This window comes from Chitinophaga polysaccharea, assembly GCF_007829335.1.
GTDB lineage: Bacteria > Bacteroidota > Bacteroidia > Chitinophagales > Chitinophagaceae > Chitinophaga > Chitinophaga polysaccharea_B.
Genome location: NZ_VIWO01000002.1, coordinates 256,315 through 276,705, shown reverse-complemented (window position 1 = coordinate 276,705; position 20,391 = coordinate 256,315). Strand labels below are relative to the sequence as shown.

Here is a 20,391-nt window from a genome sequence, read left to right as displayed (position 1 = left end):
GATTACTTTTTTAAGATACTCTGATAGCAGTTGGCATAATCTGGATAGGCAATTCTACCGGGTATTGCTGTTGTATGTTACGCATGATATCGATACAACGGGCCTTATCGCCTATCGCCACGGTAGCGGAAATATGGGCAATGATATGACCAATATATGCTGCAGCTTCGGCAGACTTCAGCGCCTCGGCTTCCAGGAATGCAAATATTCGTTCCTTCGCGGCGCGGGCTTTGTTGACCCTGCTCAGTACCACCCTGAAATAGTGTTCCAGTTGTTGCAGGTAATCCAGGTTACTGGCGGCATAGCTTTGCAGGTAGTTGGTAGCAAATAACTGCATACTTACACTTGGGTGCTGGCTTAATTTCAGTAGATAAGTGGGGCCATCTTCCTCCCGGAAAAAGCGCATCAGCATTTCTTTACCAAAGGCCTGGATATCAGGTCTTACGCTGTCGGCCACCGATACGAGGGTTTCGGGCGTCCAGTCTTTGTCGGTAAACTGGGTACGGAAAAACTCCATGGCCATCTGGCGGGTATCTTCCCATTTGGCATCCAGCAATCCCATGGCCGCTTCTCTTTCATAGCGGATACGGGCCACGTTTCTGTGAAAAAACAGCCAACACCATTCGCGTACAGCCAACAGTTCATGGCTACCGGCTGCAATGACCTGTTTCAGCGTCAACGCATCGGCAGGAATATACTTTTCCAGTACCACGATACCAAATTCCTGTGCCGACCGGTAATTCGAATACAGCAGGCGCAGGGCTGTAGCGGTATCTACATCCTGTAAATAGTTCACCAGCTCATGGCTGAGCAGGGCGGCAATATCTGCATGCGTCCCCTCAGCGGTTTCCTTGCGCATCAACAGCGGTACCAATTCATTTACCAGGTAAACGGCCATGCGTGGGTCTTGTTGCACCAACTGACTGATCAGCGGGCGTATGCCATTTCGTACATCCGTGTACGTACTGGTGATAATATATAGTACCAGTTCGGGTCTTTTCAACAGTTCGGTCATACCGAGAGCCTGTAGGATACTGATTCCGGCTGTTCTTACGGGCTGGAAGGCATTTACCAGCAGCTCACGGATTAAGCCGTCGGATACTTCTGCATAATTAAAGTGTCCTTGTTTCAGGAGCAGCAGGCGCGCGGCAAACGCGTGACAAGCCAGTACCGGGCTACCCAGTAATTTCTCGATGATAACTATATCCGTAGCCGTGAGTGCCTGACGGCAAACCTGCTCCAGTATGCTGCAGGAATCGTTGAGGTTATCGTTGCCGGCGGCAGTAGCTGACTGCAGTGCCAGCAGGCCGTCAATCGCCATATTGCATAACAGACGGGGATTGTCGCCGGGTAGGTATTCCGGTGTTAATTGCTTACGTACAAAATCACGCACCTCTTTATAGGGTGAGAATAACAGGTGCATGAGGAAGTCGAGGTTGCCAAAGCAGGTCGCCTGGTTTTCACTGATCCATTGCAGTCCTTGTATCCGGGCCAGGTCTAGTGGGCTTTTGATCAGGCTGAACAGGAGTGGTATCGACGGGTTGGCCGGATCATATCTCTCCTTGGCCAGTTCCAATCCGTACATGGTAGGAATACTGAACGCGTTGGCCAGCAGCCCGGCTATAACGCCTTCATCCATCTTAGCTTTCAGGCTTTCATATTCGGGGTGGGCTTTCAATTGCTCCATCGCAAAAATATGCACGGCTTCCATGCGACCGGAAATGAGCAGCTGTACAAAAGCCTGCGGCAGTTGTTGCCAGAGATGCAGGTAAGGTACATCGCTTACAATAGCCTGTGCTGGCGGCGGTGTAGCCTGGTATTCTTTGGGGACCGCTGGTGTTACAGATGGTTTTTCGGCGCCCAGCCAACCAAACAGCTTTTTCAGCAAACCACCTTTATCCCCGTTTTTGAGGGTATCGGGGTTGGCATCCAATGTACGTTTGGCAGTACTTTGTGCCCCATCGTTACCCGGTTCCTGGAATACCCATTCCCTGTTATCCGGTTTCAGGCGGAGATTGGAGGCATTTCCGCGGGTAATATAGTTCAGGTATACCGCGCGTGAGTTGGCGGGATACTGGATATAAATAGATGTATAACGGTTATTGATATACGCATAATCGCGTACCTGGTATTCTTTGGTGGCGTCCCTGCTTTCATCGTAGTGCAGCAATAAGGCGGTGGCGAGTCGTACATATTGTACATCTTCGCGGGCGCCCAATGTTTGCAGGTTGCGCAGTACGCGACGATGCAGGTAAGCACGGGTACGGTTGGAATAAGACAACCGGGAAGTAGGCTTTTTCAGTTCCTTATCTGCCTTCATCGATTCCTGTAACTCAGGGATATAGATGGTAGGAATATAAGGTTCTCCGTCGTAGTCGGTACTGCTGCCCGGGTTGTTGAACATAGGCGCTTCCCTTTCGAAGCGGGTAGCCAGCAGGCCTACGATATTATGTTCATCCCTCAGTTCCGCTTGTTTGAAGATATGGCGGACGTGCTGGAAGAAAGAAGGCCGGAAAGGCATGCGCGACAAGAGGGTCACCAGCACCTGTTTTACCGCCGGGTATTGCCAGGAGATCACGAAAAGATCTTCCAGCATAGGGTAACTCAGCTGCTGCTGAGATACTACCTGTTGGGTAAGCAGGTTGAAAAGTTCTTCTCCATTATTATTGGTCACCGCCGTTTGAAATGCAGGTGGGAGCCGTTGTACATATGCTTGTATATGCGCGGCCCGTTCTTCTGCCGGCAATACCAGCAGGAGACCATTGGCCGCCAGCATACGGATGTTCAACGGGCGGGAGCTATTGTCGGCATAGGAGCGCAATACAGGGCCGGCAGCCGGGTCGCCTGTTTTGCCGAGCGACCATAAAGCGGCATAACGTTGACGGGCATCTCCTTTCTCTACCAGTTTGATAAGGTAGGGTACTGCTTCTTTTATTTTCTCCTCTCCCGCTCTCCAGATCACGCGGGAAGTACTCCAGGTAGTTTTGTAGCTGGATTTTCCTTCCACGGCATCTTGCAATCGCCTTAATATAGCGCGGTGTTTTACATCTGTCACCTGGGTAGTATCTACTGGCACAAATGTCAAATCCTGAACAGCTTCCTGTTCTCCTAAATAACCTTTGCTTCGTTTTTCCTTTTCGAGCGCATCGAAGATGGTAGTGGCAGCGGCGAGTGCTACGGGGCTTACGGTTTTGGTGCCGTCTTTCAGGGCACCACCACGTTTTCCGTATCTGAAGTTAACAATATATTGTTCCGGGCCAACTTCACAAAGGTCAATTTCATAGGTCTTATCCGAGTTTCCTTCCCGGAAAAAGAGTTTTACGTTCCTGACAATTCGCATGAGCTAACATTAACATTAAATATAGACGGGCTAAAGCTAATAAAAGAATTACAATTTCCGAACGTTGACCGGCAATTTTGTGGGAATATAATATGTACAGGTCAAAATGATATATGCGTGGGCGTTAGTACGTTACATAACAACGGGCCGGATTTCTCCGGCCCGTTTGATTGTTGTAACCCTCATGGATATTTTCATGAAGTATCTTATACGTTGAAGCGGAAGTGCATTACATCTCCGTCTGCCACCACATATTCTTTTCCTTCAATACGCAGACGTCCGTTGTCGCGGGCAGCCGATTCGGAACCATATTTCACATAGTCATCATATGCAATTACCTCTGCCTTGATAAATCCTTTTTCGAAATCGGTATGGATAACGCTGGCCGCCTGCGGAGCTTTCCATCCCTGGTGGATGGTCCAGGCACGTACTTCCTGCACGCCGGCAGTAAAGTAAGTGATCAGGTTGAGCAGTCCGTAAGCAGAGCGGATCAGGCGATTCAGGCCTGGCTCTTTCAGTCCATATTCTTCGAGGAACAGTTCCTTATCGGCGGGGTCTTCCATTTCGGAGATCTGGGCTTCAATGGTATTGTTCATCACGATAACTTTCGCATTCTCTGCTTTTACGCCTTCCTGCAGCGCTTCAGAAAATTTATTGCCGGTATGTAGTGACGCTTCGTCTACGTTGGCCACATACAGTACTGGTTTTTCAGTGAGCAGGAACAGGTCGGCGATCGCAACGCGTTCTTCCTTGCTGAGTCCCAGTTCACGGATATTACGGCCCTGTTCCAGGTGCGCCTGGCACCTTTTCAGGACTTCAAATTCTACTTTTGCTTTAGGATCTCCACCGGTTTTAGCCATTTTCTCGGTGCGGGCTACTTTACGTTCCACGCTTTCCAGGTCTTTCAGCTGTAATTCGGTGTCAATAATTTCCTTGTCTCCCACGGGGTTGATAGCGCCCTCTTCACGGAGGATGTTATCATCTTCGAAGCAGCGGATTACGTGTACGATCGCATCTACCTCGCGGATGTTAGCCAGGAATTTATTCCCCAGTCCTTCACCCTTGCTGGCGCCTTTTACCAGGCCGGCAATATCTACAAACTCGATCGTGGTCGGTACTACCCTTTCAGGTTTTACCAGCTCTTCCAATTTATACATACGCTCGTCCGGTACGTCTACCTGACCTACGTTGGGTTCTATAGTACAGAAGCGGTAGTTGCTGGCCTGCGCTTTAGCGCTGTTGCTCACCGCATTAAATAAAGTCGATTTTCCTACATTCGGCAATCCTACAATTCCAACTTGCAAAGCCATTTTTTAAAATTTGCGCAAAGATAGGTTTATTTTAGTTTATTTGTTGATGAATAAACCAATAATCTAATGGCATTAAACTACGTATGGCTGGGATTTTTTCTTATTGCATTTGTTGTAGCAGTTTTCAAGTCGGTAGTTTTGCACGACGCTTCCATCTTCGGGGAGATCATGAACGGGATGTTTTCCAGCGCTAAAACCGGCGCAGAGATTTCACTGGGCCTGGCAGGTATTATGACTTTATGGCTGGGTATCATGCGCATCGGGGAAGTAGCCGGCATGATCAACCGTTTTTCCCGCCTGGTAAACCCTTTCTTCTCCAAATTATTCCCTGACGTTCCTAAAGGCCATCCGGCCATGGGGTCGATGATGATGAACTTTTCCGCTACCATGTTGGGTCTTGATAATGCCGCCACGCCGATGGGGTTGAAAGCCATGAAAGAACTGCAGGAAATCAATCCGAGACCGGAGGAGGCCAGCAACCCACAGATTATGTTCCTCGTGCTGAATACGGCAGGCGTGGTGCTGATTCCTACCTCAGTGATTGCGCTGCGACTGGCAGCAGGCGCCGCCAACCCGGCCGACATCTTTATTCCGACGCTGATCTCTACCTTTATCGCATTTATTATGGGAATGTTTACCGTTTCCATCTTCCAGAAAATCAACCTGTTCAAATTGCCGGTGCTAATCTTCCTGTTGTTATTTGCCGGTATTATGACGGGACTTTATTACTGGGTACACAGCCTGCCTCCAGCTGAAATAGGCCCCAAGACTGCTTCTTTAGGCGGTGCTATCATCTTTACTATAGTGATTACTTTCCTGGTAGCAGGGATGGTAAAAAAAATAAATGTATATGATGCTTTTATAGAGGGTGCTAAAGAAGGATTCCAGGTATCTGTCCGGATTATTCCTTACCTGGTGGGTATGCTGGTGGCCATTAGCGTGTTTCGCACTACGGGTTGCCTGGATTATATCACCCATGGTATTGGCCTGTTCTTCGCCTGGCTGGGACTTAATACCGATTTTGTGCCTGCACTGCCGGTAGCCTTTATGAAGCCGCTGAGTGGCGGCGGCGCCAGGGCCCTGATGGTCGATATCCTGAAAACCCATGGTGTAGATTCATTTGTGGGCAAGCTGGCCAGCATTATCCAGGGCACCACCGAAACTACATTTTATGTACTGGCAGTATACTTTGGCTCTGTGAACGTGAAACAGACCCGGTATGCACTGGCAGCGGGACTGATTGCCGACTTTTTTGGAATGCTCTGCGCCATCCTGCTGGGATACCTGTTTTTTCATACCGCGTAGGTATACATAATATTTAATATTATAAAGGGAGAAGGGATCATAAGTGCAGCATATGCCGCACTTATGATCCCTTCTCTCTTTAATATTATACCGTTATTATGGCTGATCAGGTATGTTAATCAACTGGTTTACCCTTCTCACAAAATCATCGGCACCGGCAGGGCTGATCAACCATTTCTGGTTATCAGATTCAATGAGCACCAGGTCTTCCCGGTTAGTGCACCAACGCTGGTACTTCCCTATTTCGCTGGAGCGGTAGGTACCCAGGTATCCGAATACACCTCCAATATTCAACAAGCGGGAACTGTTTCCCAGGTCTTCTTCTGTAATGCTTCTCAACCTTACCACATCCTCCAGGCGGATGGTGATGCTCAACAACGGCCGCCGGATAAGGATGGTGGTAGCAGTGATCGTATAATACCGCGGGCTCAAACACCAGGCAATAACGATTACTGGTACCAGGATAAACAACATCACCGTGGTACTGAGTGTATCCTGGGAGATGTCGGTGATTTGCCGGAATAAAAAGACCAATGAAATGATAATGATCAGGTGTGTGACAAGTTTTGAGTTATCGTCCAACCGGGCGGCATATCGCATAAGTTCCTATCCTTTAATTGCCTGGTAAGATAAAGAAATTTAGTTATATGCTATCATACTTACCGGTTTTTTCTTCCATGGTAACGTCCTTGTCTTTTCTTATCTGCATTTTTACATACACCAGCAATTGCGATGCACCGGCTTTAAAACAAACTTCCTGGGCTTTACGCACCACTTCCATGAGCTCATCGTAGGTGCCTTCCATCACCGTTTCAAAAGGACATACCCGATATTTGACACCTGAGTCCCTGATCACTGCAATGGCTTCGTCAACGACCGCATAAACCTGCTCAGAAGGTACCGAAGGAATGATTTGCAGCGCTAAATTGATCTTGTTATTCATTTTTCTTAATTTACCTAATTAATTGAATTATACATAATAATTACGTTTATCTAAACTATTGCTTTAATAGAAAACGGTCTCTTCTTTCAGGTTTTTTTATTAATTCTCATTTATTATCGATCTATCTGATTTTTTCATTTAAAGTAACAGTCTATATAAATCTCATAAAATAATACTAATCAATTCAATATACACCATTCATTTTTCGGTTCCTTCTTCGCAGGTCTAACGAAAGCGTAGTTATGCATATCAATTTTAATGTATTCATATTTTAAATAATAAATAAATTTTCAGTACAGAAAATTGCGTTGATATACATTTCTTCTCTCCTGTTGCAGGTAACTATGCTGTTGCTTTTTTGGTGGCCAGGTAATTATAGTGGTCAATCCGGGTAAACTCAAAATCGGCGATCGAACTGAGTTTATCGTTTACAGTATTGTCCCCTTCATAGCGTTCAAAAATAATACGAAGATCTGGGGTATCCCGGATAAAATTCCGGGCGCCTTCCAGCACTTCGGTTTCCATTCCTTCCACATCGAGCTTCACAATAATGCGTTCCTGGAGGTTTACTCCCAGCTGAGGCACCAAATCATCCAGCCTTTCAATAGGAATATTGCCCCCGTCTTTATGGTCACGGTCCATATGACTCGACCCGGTGACTGTTCCCATCACCACAAAATTTACCTTCTCCCGCCGGCTCCCCAATCCGGCAGCATATAACTTTACCTTGCCTTCCAGCTGGTTAAGCCGGAGGTTTTCCTCTACCGCTTTGTAGTTAACCGGTTCAAAGGCAATGCAGGGAACGCCCTGACCTGCCAGCCATACATCGTATTCCCCGATACAAGCGCCAATGTCAATAAAACTACCGACAGCCTTTGCATCTACCTGCTCTTTCAGGTAGTTACGTACGCGTCTTTCATAGGCGTAGTTGATAAATTGGAAATCGGTAGTGCCTTTGCGTATCCTGAAACGTCCCATAGCGGAAGTAGCCTGCCAGCTTTTTCCAGGTGGTTTATTAAAGAGCACCAGCTTAAGGGAAGCGGCCAACGAATTCCAGTCGTTGTAGCGAATGTACTCACCAAAATATGACAGGTATTGCCCGTATTTAGATAAGTTTCTCCAGGAAGGATAATAGGCGTGATCTTTCATGATAGTTGGGTTTTCGGGTTAAAATAAATCTTAAGAATGTAAGCGGAAAGCAGTGTAGTAAAAGCTGCTGTCGTTCAAATTAAGATTATTAATAACCTATCAAATTCCCTTATCACTATCTATTTCACCCTCTTATAATTGACTTCATACAGGTCTTTTCGTATATCCTTTTTAGTTTGTACACTTCCGAAGGCATGTAATTCCTTCAACAATACAAGATCCACATCTGCGATCACCACCATCTCCGTATTAGGGGTCGACTCTGCCTTGATACCGGTTACCGGGAAGTCGAAATCGGATGGGGTAAATACGCAGGACTGTGCATATTGCAAGTCCATATTATTTACCTTCGGGAGATTGCCCACGCAACCGGCTATCGCCACATAACACTCATTTTCCACTGCCCTGGCCTGGGCACAGAACCGTACCCGGTTGTAGGCATGCTGGGTATCTGTCATAAAAGGCACAAACAGGATCTGCATCCCCTGCTCTGCCAGGATGCGGGAGGGTTCGGGAAACTCCACATCATAACAGATCTGGATTCCCACCTTTCCGCAGTCGGTATCAAACACCTTAATTTCGCTTCCTCCCTTGATCCCCCAGGCAGATACCTCCCCGGGCGTAGGATGTATCTTAATATACTGATCATACGTACCATCGCGGCGACAGAGATAAGAGATGTTGTACAGCACCTCGTCGATCACAATCGGCATACTTCCCGAAATAATATTTACATTATAGGCTACCGCATGCTCCTGGAACTTCTCCCGCAGCTGCTCGGTATATTTAGCCACCCCCCGGATAGCCCCAGCAGGATCCATCTGGTTAAATTCCTTCATCAAAGGAGAGTTAAACAACTCTGGGAACACCACGAAATCTGATCCATAGTCGCTCACGGCGTCAATAAAATACTCCACCTGTTGCAGGAAGCCATCCAGGTTACCATAATCGCGCATTTGCCATTGTACCAGTCCTATGCGGACGGTCGATTTATTATACCGGATGGTATCCTGGTCTTTCTCATAATAAATATTAAACCATTGTAAAAGGGTGGCAAATCCTTTAGAGGCCTCATCGTTGGGCAGGTAATTTTTCAATATCTTCTTCACGGTGAAGTCGTTGGCAAACTGGAAGGTCAGGGTGGGATCGTAAATTTCCCGGTCCTGTACCTTCTCTATATACTCCCTGGGCGACAAATGATCCGCGTACTTTTCGTAATTGGGAATGCGTCCCCCGGCCACAATCCCTTCCAGGTTCAACTGTTCACACAAATTTTTACGAGCGTCGTACAGCCGGCGGGCCAATCTTTTTCCCCGGAAGTCGGGGTGTACAAATACCTCTATCCCATAAAGGGTATCTCCTTTGGGGGTGTGGGTGCTAAACGTATAATACCCTGTAATCTGTTCATAGGTATGATTATCTCCAAATTTACTGTAGTCTACAATAATAGATAATGCACAGCCCACTACCTTTCCGTTTACCGCCACAGCAATCTGCCCTTCGGGGAAAAGTTTAATGAGGCGCTGAATAGTGGGTTCCCTCCAATAGCTTCCTGCCATATCTGCATAGGCAGATACCATCGACTCTTTCAGGTCCATGTAATCGGCTACTGTCAAATTTCTGATTTCAACTGTTTCTGACATATTGTGCGTTTCTGTTCTTAATTGGGGTATTCCCAGTGTATCGTTCAATAATATAGAAATTTTCGTTTACTTTTGCATTATCAATCAACGGTTCAAATAATTTAACCATACCCCAGTGGCAAGCCTGCACAATTATTTCATTAACCGATACCCTTCTTACTACTGTGCCTTTAATAGAAAACAGAGATATCGTCATTATTGGATTGCAGCAATGGTATACTTCAATTGGCAGCAACTGTAAAAGTATTGCCCGTGAATTTGCCCGTCATAACCGGGTATTGTATATCAACTCTCCGCTAGACCGGCGCACCATTATGCACGGGAAAGACGACCCTCATGTACAATATACCCTGGACGCCCGGGATAAAAAAGTGCCGGCAACGGTGCAGATCAGCGACAACTTATGGAACCATTATCCATCTGCTGTGCTGGAATCCATCAACTGGCTGCCTTTTACGCCGCTCTTCTCGTGGTTTAACAAACGGAATAACAGAAAGTTTGCCGACAGTATCCAGGCCGCGATACAGGAAATGAATTTCAAGGATGTCATCCTGTTTAATGACAACGACATTTTCCGGGGATTTTACCTGAAAGAAATGCTGCAACCCGCCAGTTATGTATACTATAGCAGGGACTACCTGTTGGGCGTACCTTACTGGAAGAAGCATGGCCAGCAACTGGAGCCGCAACATATTGCCAAGGCGGATGCGGCGGTAGCCAATTCCCTCTACCTGGCTGAGATGCTTCAACAATACAATCCTCATAGTTATTATGTGGGCCAGGGATGCAACCTGGAATTATTCCGCGCGGGTAGTCACCCCGTACCAGCGGATATTCCAACCGGTCAGGGCCCGCTCATCGGATACGTGGGCGCCTTAAAATCGTTGCGCCTGGATATATCCGTGTTGGAGAAAATAGCGAAAGACCGGCCACAGTGGCAGCTGGTATTGGTAGGTCCTGAAGACGACGACTTCAAAGCCTCTGCCCTACACCAGCTTCCCAACGTTCATTTCACCGGCAGTAAAGATATTTCCCAGCTGCCTGCGTATATACAGGCATTTGATGTTTGCCTGAACCCGCAGGTGGTGAATGAAGTCACGGTCGGTAATTATCCTTTAAAGATTGATGAATACCTGGCGATGGGTAAACCGGTGGTGGCTACCGCCACCAAAACGATGGAGCTATTCAGGGACTATGTGTACCTGGCTACTCACCCGGACGAATATACGTTGCTGATTGAAAGGGCTTTGAAAGAAAACAATGCCGACACGGCGGCAGCGCGCATACACTTTGCAGGTACCCACACCTGGGAAAATTCGGTTGCGGCCATTTACCAGGCCATATTATCTACCAGCGGCAATTAATTATGAGCATAAAAGAAAAACTGAAACAGAGCCCCGGTCTCAAGAAACTGGCATTATACCTCCTGATGCCCAGGCACCAGGCCCGTCCACGCGCGTGGGTAAGGCTATTTGTGAATCCTTTTATACATAAGAAAGGTAAAGGTTCCCTGATCAGGCGGCGCACCCGGATGGATGTATTGCCCTTCAACACATTTATACTAGGCGACTATTCCACCATCGAAGATTTTGCTACGGTTAACAATGGCATGGGCGCTGTAATTATTGGTCACCATGTACGGGTAGGTATTGGCAACGTCCTGATAGGACCGGTACGTATAGGCGACAATGTTATATTGGCGCAGAACATAGTATTATCCGGCTTAAACCATGGCTATACAGATCCTGATGTACCTATTGCGCAACAACCTTGCAGTACAGGCGAGATCGTAGTAGAAGCCGACTGTTGGATTGGCGCCAACAGTGTGATTACCGCAGGGGTTACTATCGGCCGCCATTCTGTGGTGGCGGGAGGCAGCGTAGTTACCAAAAACGTTCCCCCTTATACGATAGTGGCGGGCAATCCTGCCCGCCCCATCCGTCAATATCAGCCATCCAGTGGTACCTGGGAAAAAATTTAATTGTTTACTTTTATAAAACGGCCCTTCCAGTTAAAGCTGCCGTCTTCTGCTTTTACATCTACCGTATAGTAGCCGTTGGCCAGGTTACTGATGTTTATTTCAGCCAGGAAAGATCCGGGCGTAGTAAACCGGAGTTGACGCTGCATACGGCCATTCAGATCGAAAATCCTCACCTGCAGCGGCGCCTCACCTCTACGGGTAATTTGCAACCGCACATACTGCACCGCCGGATTCGGGTACAGCTGTACCTTGTTTTCCTGGTGTCCGTCATTATTACCGGTTACCGTTAAAGAAAACAGGGTGGTGCCGGTAGCTCCTTTATCATCAGTTACAGTAAGACGGAACTGGTACTCTCCTCCTTCTGTCACCCTGATCAGGGTTTGGGCAGTATTCGGACTTTGTATCTGTGCTGTTGCCGGACCATTTACCTGCGACCATTCATATTTTACAATGTTACCATCGGGATCGTAGGAGGCACTTCCATCGGCAATCAATGCGTCCATGGGTAGTTCTATGCTTCTATCTCCCTGGGTAACAGCAACAGGTGATTTATTGGGTATGGCGGCTACTACCACATTTACTGTAGCCGTACTGCTGGCGCCTTTATTATCGGTTACAGTGAGGCGGTAGGTATATGTACCTGCCTGTAAGTTGCTTACATTAGTTTTAGCCACGTTCGGCGTAGCCAGGTCGCCTCCTGCCGGACCCCCGGTTTTCTCCCATAGCCAGGCAGTGATTTGTCCGTCGGCGTCGGTAGAAGCGCTGCCATCAAGGGCACTGGTATTCACAGGTAATTGCACCTGTATATTGTTGCCCGCATTGGCAACGGGTGGCTTGTTGGGGACTTCAGCCAATACGGTAATCGCTACCGTGGCCGTAGCACTGGCGCCGCCATTATCTGTTACCGTCAGCCGGTAAGTATAAGTACCTTCCTGTAAATTGCTCACATTCGTTTTTGACGCGCCCGAAGTAGCGACGTCGCCACCAGCAGGACCGGCAGTTTTTTCCCATAGCCAGGTGGTGATTTGCCCATCGGCATCTGTAGAAGCGCTGCCATCGAGGGCGGCGGTATTGATGGGCAGCTGTACCTGGATATTGGTGCCCGCATTAGCAACCGGTGGCTTATTGATTGTTGCACCCAGCACAGTAATCGTTACCGTAGCCGCGTTGGTGGCGCCATTGTTATCTGTTACGGTTAAGCGATAAGTATAAGTACCTTCCTGTAAATTGCTCACATTCGTTTTGGACGCGCCCGGAGTAGCGAGGTCGCCACCAGCAGGAGCGGCAGTTTTTTCCCATAGCCAGGTGGTGATTTGCCCATCGGCATCTGTAGAGGCGCTGCCATCGAGGGCGGCGGTATTAAGCGGCAACTGTACCTGGATATTGGTACCAGCATTGGCTACCGGCGGTTTATTGGGCGGTGCGGCCAGGACGGTTACTGTTACAGTAGCTGCGTTAGTAGCCCCGCTGTTATCTGTTACCGTCAGCCGGTAAGTATAAGTGCCTGCCTGGAAATTGGTCACATTTGTTTTGGACGCGCCCGGGGTAGCAAGGTCGCCACCAGCAGGACCGGCGGTTTTCTCCCACAGCCAGGTAGTAATTTGTCCGTCGGCATCTGTAGAGGCGCTGCCATCCAGCGTGGTAGTGCTGACAGGCAATTGCACCTGGATATTGGTACCGGCATTGGCTACCGGTGGTTTGTTGGCCGCAGGATTTACTTTTACATTGATCGTATCGGTGCTGGTCAACCCTTTGTTATCGGTTACCGTTAACGTATATACGTAGGTGCCTGCCAGCAGGCCCGTAACATTTGTTTTAACAGCGGCCGGCGTTACAAGGGTTCCGCCGGTAGGGCCGCTCAGCTTCTTCCATGTATAATTGGTGAGCGTATTGCCTGATGCCGCGGTAGATGCAGCGCCATCGAGCGTGGCATAGTTCACGGGTAACGTGATGGTAATATCACTGCCAGCGTTGGCTACCGGGGGCGCCGGGGTGCCATCTTTCAGTTCGAAGGCGCCCACGTCATATTTCCCCCCCTGCGGGCGTACAGTATTATCGTAATCTGTTTTCAGGTTGAAATCTGACATATCTCTTCCCGTATTCACCGCTGTGGATGCGGGCAACAGGTGATAGTCGCCGGCAGCGCCATTTACGAAATTGGCGGTGGCCATGCCGGTATAACAAATGTTGTTGCCGAACTGCAGTTTAATCGGTTGGGCACCTTTGATATACATGCCGTTTGATGGATAATCATAGGGCGTTCCCTTCTCTACCAATAAATTATTATATACCTGGTGACCAATCGTGGTTTGATAGGCAAATATTTTGATCGCATTCTTGCCGCTATCGGTATTTACAATCGTATTGTTGTAGATATTGGCAGTTGGCGGTGGAAACAGGTCAGGGGTGGTACCGTCAGGGATCTTATCCGCTACATTGATCCCTTCGTAGTAAATATTTGAAATGATGTTGTTATAAATTTCGCTGACACCGGAACCGAACACCTCGATGGCCGGCATATACCCTGTGGAGACATTATTATTATAAACTTTCAGCGCCGAACCGGAACCAATAAGGATACCATATCCCTGGGCGGCATTTTTAGACATCGCATAATTGACCAAGCGGTTGTTGAACACGCGATTGTCGCCATTTTTGGCCATGGCGATCTGTATCCCGTCGCTCCCGATATTTTCGAGGTCGTTGTCGTATACCCAGAGGTTTTCAATCCAGTGAGAGCGCATGTTGGTGCAGGTACCTTCGTTCCAGAAATAGTGGGTATTACCGATATAGAAGCCCTCCCCTGCGGCATTTCTGCATTTAAGGTGATGTATTTTCACGTTTTGCATCACGAAGTTACCTTCCCAATACTGTGGCTGGGCACAGGTTTGCAGTGTTTTAGCCTGAAGGAGAATATTACCATCGTGGATATACAGGTGATGCACGTCAAAATCGGAAGCGCCCAGGCCAAAGGTGATCCCGAAAATAGGGAGGCCATTGATATTGGTACCATTGAGATCGAATCCGTATTCGTAATTTTTATCGCCGCTACCGCTGATTTCCACGAAGCGGCAGGTGGGACAGTTGAACACTGCCGCAGTACCCTGATTGCGGACACCCAGCTTTACCTGGCCGCCGCAGTTAGTGACTACGATGGGTTTATCGGGAGTGCCTGTCAGGTTCCCCAGATGAAGATATTCGTACTCCCCCGCGGGTATACACAAGGTATCTCCCGGGTTTACATTCAACGCTGTCATAGCATTGGGGTAATACATTTCCGCTCTTCCATTGGCGGTATTGGTCATGGGCACTACAATACGTTTCGCAGTGCCAGGCGACGGAGTAGTGGTGGTATCGGATTTGCTGTATTGCAGCATCCATTCATAGATGTTCTTATTATCTTCTTTGTAATTCGGGTCGTAGGCTTTAGTCCAGGCATCATGCGACGCCGCCTGGAAGAGGGTGAGTCTTGCCAGTGGATTGGGAGCAGGTACAGTCGAGTTGATATCTTTTATCCAGTCGATCGAATACTGAGAAGGTACGGTAGGATCCTGATTATTGTGCAGGGCCCATACGGGGGTGTTATTGCCTGCCACTACGGCTGCCAATGCAGTCGTAGGTGGATACATACCGCATACCACTACAGCGCCTGCAAACGCCGCGGCTTTCGTTTTATCTTCACAAAGCGTTCCCCAGGTGAGTCCCCCTCCCATACTTAAGCCGGTAATATAAATGCGGTTGGTATCGATATCATATTTTGAAAGCAGGTAGTTTTTAAACAGGGTTACATCTCCTGAACCGGGCCAGGTATTAAACTGGGGCGAGATCACGATAAATGAGTACTGCTGACCATTTACAGTGAAACTGGTAGGAAACCTGCCATCATCGATCACTCTGGGCAAACCATTTCTCAATACACCTGATAACGGCGAATTAGTAGCGAGTTCACCTACGCCATGAAAGAACATAATGAGTGGATACTTTTTACCGCTCCCCCGGGTATAACCCGCCGGTAGGTATTCATAAAAGCCCTTGATATTAGACATGGTAGGATCACTAAATGAGCGGGCTGTTTGTACCTGGCTAAAAACAGGCAGGAATCCCAAGCAGGACACCAGGAGAAAAAGAGCAATTAACCGGTATATGCTGCGGCGAAACGAGCGCCTGGGCAAGGGAAGATGGTTTATCATGTAATTATATGGCTTGCAATAGTTTTAAAATTCTATCCTCATAGTCATTCTCTTTGAAGGTTCCCAAAAACAGGGGTTTGTCTTTGCAAAGAAAGGTTTTTTTTCTTTCATATAATTAAAAAAAATAACATATATGTCGACAATAAATAAATTATAAATAATTCATATCTGTATTTATTTGTTTATTTTAAATCTATCTGGCAAAAGATTGTTTTTTTGTCAATAAAAAACTTAACTTTGCAGTCATTAGTCTACACAGATCCCTTATTTTTTGACCTCTTCCTACACAAAGACCATTATCTCAGTTCAATACGATTGTAATTAATGGTTCATGGCATTTAAACTTTTGGCAATAATGCGTAACAGGCATTTCCACTCGCTTCTTGGAAATGTGATTATGGCGTTTTTCAATGTACTTTCTTTCGCATTGCTGGTAAGAATGCTATCACTTCCTGCATTTGGTGAATGGGTGTTATTTCTCGCTACTTACAACATCCTGGATCAGATAAGAACGGCATTACTGCAATCCGGCATTATTAAATTCAGTGCGGGTGTAGATGCAGATATCAGCAACCAGGTAACCGGGGCCGCCTGGTATATTTCGCTGCTGCTGACATTTATCTTTATTGCTGCCTCACTTATCGTATATGCTGCCGGCTACCGCTGGTTCAGCGATACCTGGCATTTTTTCCTCGGATGGCTGGGTATTATGACATTGTTTTCACTGCCCTTCAACTTCTCTACCTGGGTACTGCAGGCTGCACACCGGTTTGATAAAATTGTGCAGATACGCATGATGCAAAATGGCTCTTTCCTGGTGCTGCTCTGCATCCTGTTTCTCCTGAAACAGGTGAACCTGCATAATGTATTATATGCGTATACCCTGTCGCTGCTCCTGACCAGCATATATTGCATGATATTTAAGTGGACCGAATTACATACCCTGGCCGTACGCACCAAAGCGCATGCCCTACAGTTATACCGGTATGGGCGAATGATAGTGGGCAGTATGGTGACGTCGTCCCTGCTCACCTACTCTGATAACCTGGTATTGAGAACAATGATCAATCCTGCTGCCGTAGCGGTGTATAGCATCCCGCAGAAATTTATGGAGTTCATTGAAATTATCCTGCGGAGTTTTGTGGCCACTTCGCAGCCAACCATTTCTTCTGCGGCCAACCGGAACGACTGGAAGGAAGTATCCCGCGCATTTTGTCGCTATACCGGCACCATTACGATCATCATTCTACCCTTTATCATAGGGTTATTGATATTTACCAAGCCATTGATTATGATACTGGCTGCCAAGGCCTATTTGCCGGCTACCGATATCGTGAGAATATTCCTGCTGTCGGGCATTCTGTACCCGATTGACCGTTTCATCAGTGTTACCCTGGACATGATCAACCAACCAGGCGTAAATTTTTATAAAAACCTGTTGAAACTAATTATAAATATTGTTCTGGATATATTATTGGTGCTGCTATTTACCGATATTCGCTCCGTGGCGATTGCCTCTTCCCTTAACCTGGTGTTTGCGGTAGTATTCGGTTATTATTTCCTTCACCGTTATCTTCCAGATGTGACGTTGAAAGATGTATGGCTTTATGGTTGGAATGAATGCAAGACACTTTTGTCGAAATTAAAACTCTTCCGCTTACAGTATAAATAACTAACCATTTATGAGGATAGCTTTTATTATCCTGAGTCATAAGAATCCTCAGCAGTTATGCCGCCTGCTCGGCCGGCTGCAGCATCCGGCGGTTGATTGCTATATTCATCTCGATGCGAAAGCAGATATACGGGAATGGCAGGATGCTTTACATTTCCCTCAGGTCAGTTTTATCACCAAAAGAGCCAATGTTACCTGGGCCGGTTACGGCACCATCCGGGCGGCACTTAATGGCATCGAACACATTGGCGCTACCGGCAGGCAATACGGCTTTATTCACCTGATCAGTGCACAGGATTATCCTTTGGCAGATATCGATGTACTGTATCATTTCTTTGCCAACAATCCCGGGCAACAGTTCCTGGACCTGCTACCACCGGAAGCGCTCCAACGGATGATGCCTAAAATCACCGCCTATTATTTTGAGGATCTCCGTTTACCTGGTAAATACCGGATGGCTTCCCTGGTCAACAAAATATTGCCGGCACGGCGTCATCCTCTTAATCTCGAGGTCTATGGCGGCTCGCTCTGGTGGAGCCTTACACAAGAATGCGCGTTGTGGTGCGCCCAATATGTAAAGGAGCATCCCAGGCTGGAACGCTTTTATAAATATACCTGGGGGGGAGATGAATTTATTTTCCAGACACTCATTATGAACAGTCCATTTAGAGATACTGTCCGGAATAGTTACATGCGGTATATAGACTGGTCGGAAGGCCATGCTCATCCAAAAACATTTACCATACAGGATCTGGACAAGATATTGCAGTCGGGGCAACTGCTGGCACGTAAGTTTGATATGGACAAAACCCCGGAACTGCTGGACCAGATTGACCTGGCAACCCAGCGCTAACCGGGTGAAACTACTATAAAAAAAAGAAAACCGTCGCTTCCGCAGAGACGGTTTCTTTTTTTACACTCGTTGCGTATATTATTATTATCGGGTGTTCTTTCTCCACAGCGTATTAAAGCCACCGGTAAAGTTGTAGGGCAGAATTTCTGCCACCTGGCAATCCAATGACTGCAGGAACTTCACCCGCTTGGTGATCAGTGAAAACGGGAATACGTCTTCCACAAAATTGGTTTTGGCAAAGCGTACTATTTTGAAATCGCTCGCGGCAGCCAGCTTCTGCAGGTCCTTCACCGTAAAGAATTGTACGTGATCAAGGTTATCAGCCTGTGATTGGGCAGTAGTACCTTTGAAGCCCAGTGCGTGTTTTACCTTATTAATGTTTTTCCACAATGCCGGGTTGTTGCGTGCCTTGAGCATAGGCCGGGTAACACATAACTCTCTCGGTCCTTGTCCATTGGGAACCGTTACAATCAGCAGCCCATCGTCCTTCAGGGAATCGTGGATGGTTTGCAGTAACAGCTGAGGTTGATCCAGGTGTTCCAGCACTTCGCTGCAGATCACTGCATCATATGTTTCTCCCTGTGCGGTGAGTGCCTCTGCACTGATAGCAGCAAACTTTACATTGGGGTAAGTATTACGCGCATTGGCCACTGCAATGGTTTTTTCACTGATATCTATTCCCAATACTTCATAACCAAACTGTCCGAGGTGACGGCTGATCACGCCATTGCCACATCCAACGTCCAGCACGCGGCCTCCGTCGGGAATGTTTTGCTTCAAGCTATCCGTTATGAAATTGAGGCGTTTTATATCGGTAATCCGGTCGTATTCGTAGGTGATTGCGGTGTTTGTCATATCAAAATTGATAAGTGTGTTATTATTTACAGAGCTGCTGGTATACAGCGGCTATTTTTTCGGTCATACCAGCTACGTTGAAGTGCGTAGCAATTTCAATTTTTGCGTTTTGCTGCAACTGATAACGCAAACGTTCATCTGTGGCTACTTTTACAATAGCGTCTGCTAATGCAGGCACATTTTCTGCGGGTATCAGCAAGCCATTTTCACCATCTTTCACCGCTTCTTTGGTACCGTCCACATCACTGGCTATCACTGCTTTTCCCATGGCCATTGCTTCGAGTACGCCAATCGGAAATCCTTCCCATAGCGACGGCAGGCAGTAGATATCAGCGGCATAGAGCACTGCTGGTATGTCCTGGCGGTAGCCGGCAAAGATCACCTGCTGTTCCACACCTGCTTCACGGGCCGCAGATACCGCTGCCGGCATCAGTTCCCCGTCGCCAATCATGAGCAACTGCAGTTGTGGTACCTGCTGCAAGGCAGCTGCAAACCCTCTGATCATCGTTACCGGATCTTTCTGGTAGGTCATCCGCGCAATAAAACAAATCAGCAGCTTTTCCGCTGGTATCCCATACTCTGCCCGCAGATCCGGGTAAGTGCCTTCTGGATTAAACTTCCGCAGGCTTACACCATTCCGTATCACCACCCCGGCAAAACGTTTGAACGCCTTGATACCGGTTTGGCGGTTGGATTCAGACACACAGATATTCACCTGTGTTTTACGGGTAATAAATTTTTCTGCCGCAATACGCAAACGCTTGGTCAGCGGATGCAGCCCCTCGTGAAACGACCAACCGTGAATGGTATATACTACCGGTAATCCCAGGCTACGTGCGGCCCACAACACGTTGGAGTTGGCACGGGTACCATGCACGTGTACTACATCGATCTGTTGTTGCTGTATAAAGCTCTTCACCCTTCTCCACACTCCTATGTCAAATGCTTTTTCACTGCCAATTACATAGGCCGGTACATTCATTTGTTTCAACGCGGTGATCATTGGCCCTTCTGTAAAAGAAAGTACTACCGGCTCAAATAAATCGCGGTCCAGCGTTGCCACCAGATCCAGTACGTGGCTCTCGCCACCGCCAATTTTACCCTGGCGGATAGTTTCCAGTACACGTATTTTGCCATTTACTTTTCCCAT

14 protein-coding genes are annotated in these 20,391 nt (G+C 47.5%); 5 read left to right on the top strand and 9 right to left on the bottom strand.

What is annotated here, in order from left to right:
* Nucleotides 1–10: 10 nt before the first annotated feature.
* Both FHW36_RS09200 and ychF read right to left on the bottom strand, forming a co-directional pair.
* The gene (locus FHW36_RS09200; protein ID WP_145666057.1) at nucleotides 11–3,340 is read right to left on the bottom strand and encodes a HEAT repeat domain-containing protein; all 3,330 of its coding nucleotides are present in this window, start codon (nucleotides 3,338–3,340) and stop codon (nucleotides 11–13) included.
* A 206-nt stretch (nucleotides 3,341–3,546) separates the two neighbouring features.
* The gene (gene ychF, locus FHW36_RS09195) at nucleotides 3,547–4,650 is read right to left on the bottom strand and encodes a redox-regulated ATPase YchF (protein ID WP_145666051.1); all 1,104 of its coding nucleotides are present in this window, start codon (nucleotides 4,648–4,650) and stop codon (nucleotides 3,547–3,549) included.
* A 66-nt stretch (nucleotides 4,651–4,716) separates the two neighbouring features.
* On the opposite strand from ychF, the gene FHW36_RS09190 reads away from it, so the two are divergent.
* A complete protein-coding gene (locus FHW36_RS09190) occupies nucleotides 4,717–5,955 on the top strand; it encodes a nucleoside recognition domain-containing protein (protein WP_145666048.1) in 1,239 nt (412 codons plus the stop codon).
* 96 nt (nucleotides 5,956–6,051) lie between these two features.
* On the opposite strand, the gene FHW36_RS09185 is transcribed toward FHW36_RS09190, so the two are convergent.
* The 4 genes from FHW36_RS09185 to FHW36_RS09170 all read right to left on the bottom strand — a co-directional run bounded on the left by FHW36_RS09185 (nucleotide 6,052) and on the right by FHW36_RS09170 (nucleotide 9,690).
* Nucleotides 6,052–6,555: a PH domain-containing protein gene (locus FHW36_RS09185; RefSeq protein ID WP_145666045.1), complete on the bottom strand. Its 504-nt coding sequence runs from the start codon at nucleotides 6,553–6,555 to the stop codon at nucleotides 6,052–6,054.
* Between the two features lie 43 nt (nucleotides 6,556–6,598).
* The gene (locus tag FHW36_RS09180; RefSeq protein ID WP_145666042.1) at nucleotides 6,599–6,898 is read right to left on the bottom strand and encodes a thiamine-binding protein; all 300 of its coding nucleotides are present in this window, start codon (nucleotides 6,896–6,898) and stop codon (nucleotides 6,599–6,601) included.
* Nucleotides 6,899–7,240: 342 nt separating this feature from the next.
* A complete protein-coding gene (locus FHW36_RS09175; RefSeq protein ID WP_145666039.1) occupies nucleotides 7,241–8,047 on the bottom strand; it encodes an FkbM family methyltransferase in 807 nt (268 codons plus the stop codon).
* A gap of 119 nt (nucleotides 8,048–8,166) precedes the next feature.
* On the bottom strand, nucleotides 8,167–9,690 hold the full coding sequence (locus tag FHW36_RS09170; RefSeq protein ID WP_145666037.1) for a bifunctional GNAT family N-acetyltransferase/carbon-nitrogen hydrolase family protein: 1,524 nt from the start codon (nucleotides 9,688–9,690) through the stop codon (nucleotides 8,167–8,169).
* A 164-nt stretch (nucleotides 9,691–9,854) separates the two neighbouring features.
* On the opposite strand from FHW36_RS09170, the gene FHW36_RS09165 reads away from it, so the two are divergent.
* Nucleotides 9,855–11,054, top strand: coding sequence for a glycosyltransferase (locus FHW36_RS09165; protein ID WP_145666034.1), 1,200 nt, complete (start codon nucleotides 9,855–9,857; stop codon nucleotides 11,052–11,054).
* 2 nt (nucleotides 11,055–11,056) lie between these two features.
* Nucleotides 11,057–11,671: an acyltransferase gene (locus tag FHW36_RS09160; protein WP_145666031.1), complete on the top strand. Its 615-nt coding sequence runs from the start codon at nucleotides 11,057–11,059 to the stop codon at nucleotides 11,669–11,671.
* Here FHW36_RS09160 and FHW36_RS09155 read toward each other — a convergent pair.
* Nucleotides 11,668–15,861, bottom strand: coding sequence for a PKD domain-containing protein (locus tag FHW36_RS09155; RefSeq protein ID WP_145666027.1), 4,194 nt, complete (start codon nucleotides 15,859–15,861; stop codon nucleotides 11,668–11,670). The two genes, FHW36_RS09160 and FHW36_RS09155, sit on opposite strands and share 4 nt — an antisense overlap.
* 355 nt (nucleotides 15,862–16,216) lie before the next feature.
* Here FHW36_RS09155 and FHW36_RS09150 point away from each other — a divergent pair, with 355 nt between their 5' ends.
* The gene (locus tag FHW36_RS09150; RefSeq protein ID WP_186452363.1) at nucleotides 16,217–17,533 is read left to right on the top strand and encodes a lipopolysaccharide biosynthesis protein; all 1,317 of its coding nucleotides are present in this window, start codon (nucleotides 16,217–16,219) and stop codon (nucleotides 17,531–17,533) included.
* A gap of 10 nt (nucleotides 17,534–17,543) precedes the next feature.
* Complete coding sequence (locus tag FHW36_RS09145; protein ID WP_145666022.1) at nucleotides 17,544–18,386, top strand: beta-1,6-N-acetylglucosaminyltransferase; 843 nt, start codon at nucleotides 17,544–17,546, stop codon at nucleotides 18,384–18,386.
* An 84-nt stretch (nucleotides 18,387–18,470) separates the two neighbouring features.
* Here FHW36_RS09145 and FHW36_RS09140 read toward each other — a convergent pair whose 3' ends face one another.
* Both FHW36_RS09140 and FHW36_RS09135 read right to left on the bottom strand, forming a co-directional pair.
* Nucleotides 18,471–19,253 carry a class I SAM-dependent methyltransferase gene (locus FHW36_RS09140; RefSeq protein WP_262713386.1) on the bottom strand — a complete coding sequence of 261 codons (783 nt, stop codon included), beginning with the start codon at nucleotides 19,251–19,253 and terminating at the stop codon, nucleotides 18,471–18,473.
* 10 nt (nucleotides 19,254–19,263) lie between these two features.
* A complete protein-coding gene (locus tag FHW36_RS09135) occupies nucleotides 19,264–20,391 on the bottom strand; it encodes a glycosyltransferase family 4 protein (RefSeq protein WP_145666017.1) in 1,128 nt (375 codons plus the stop codon).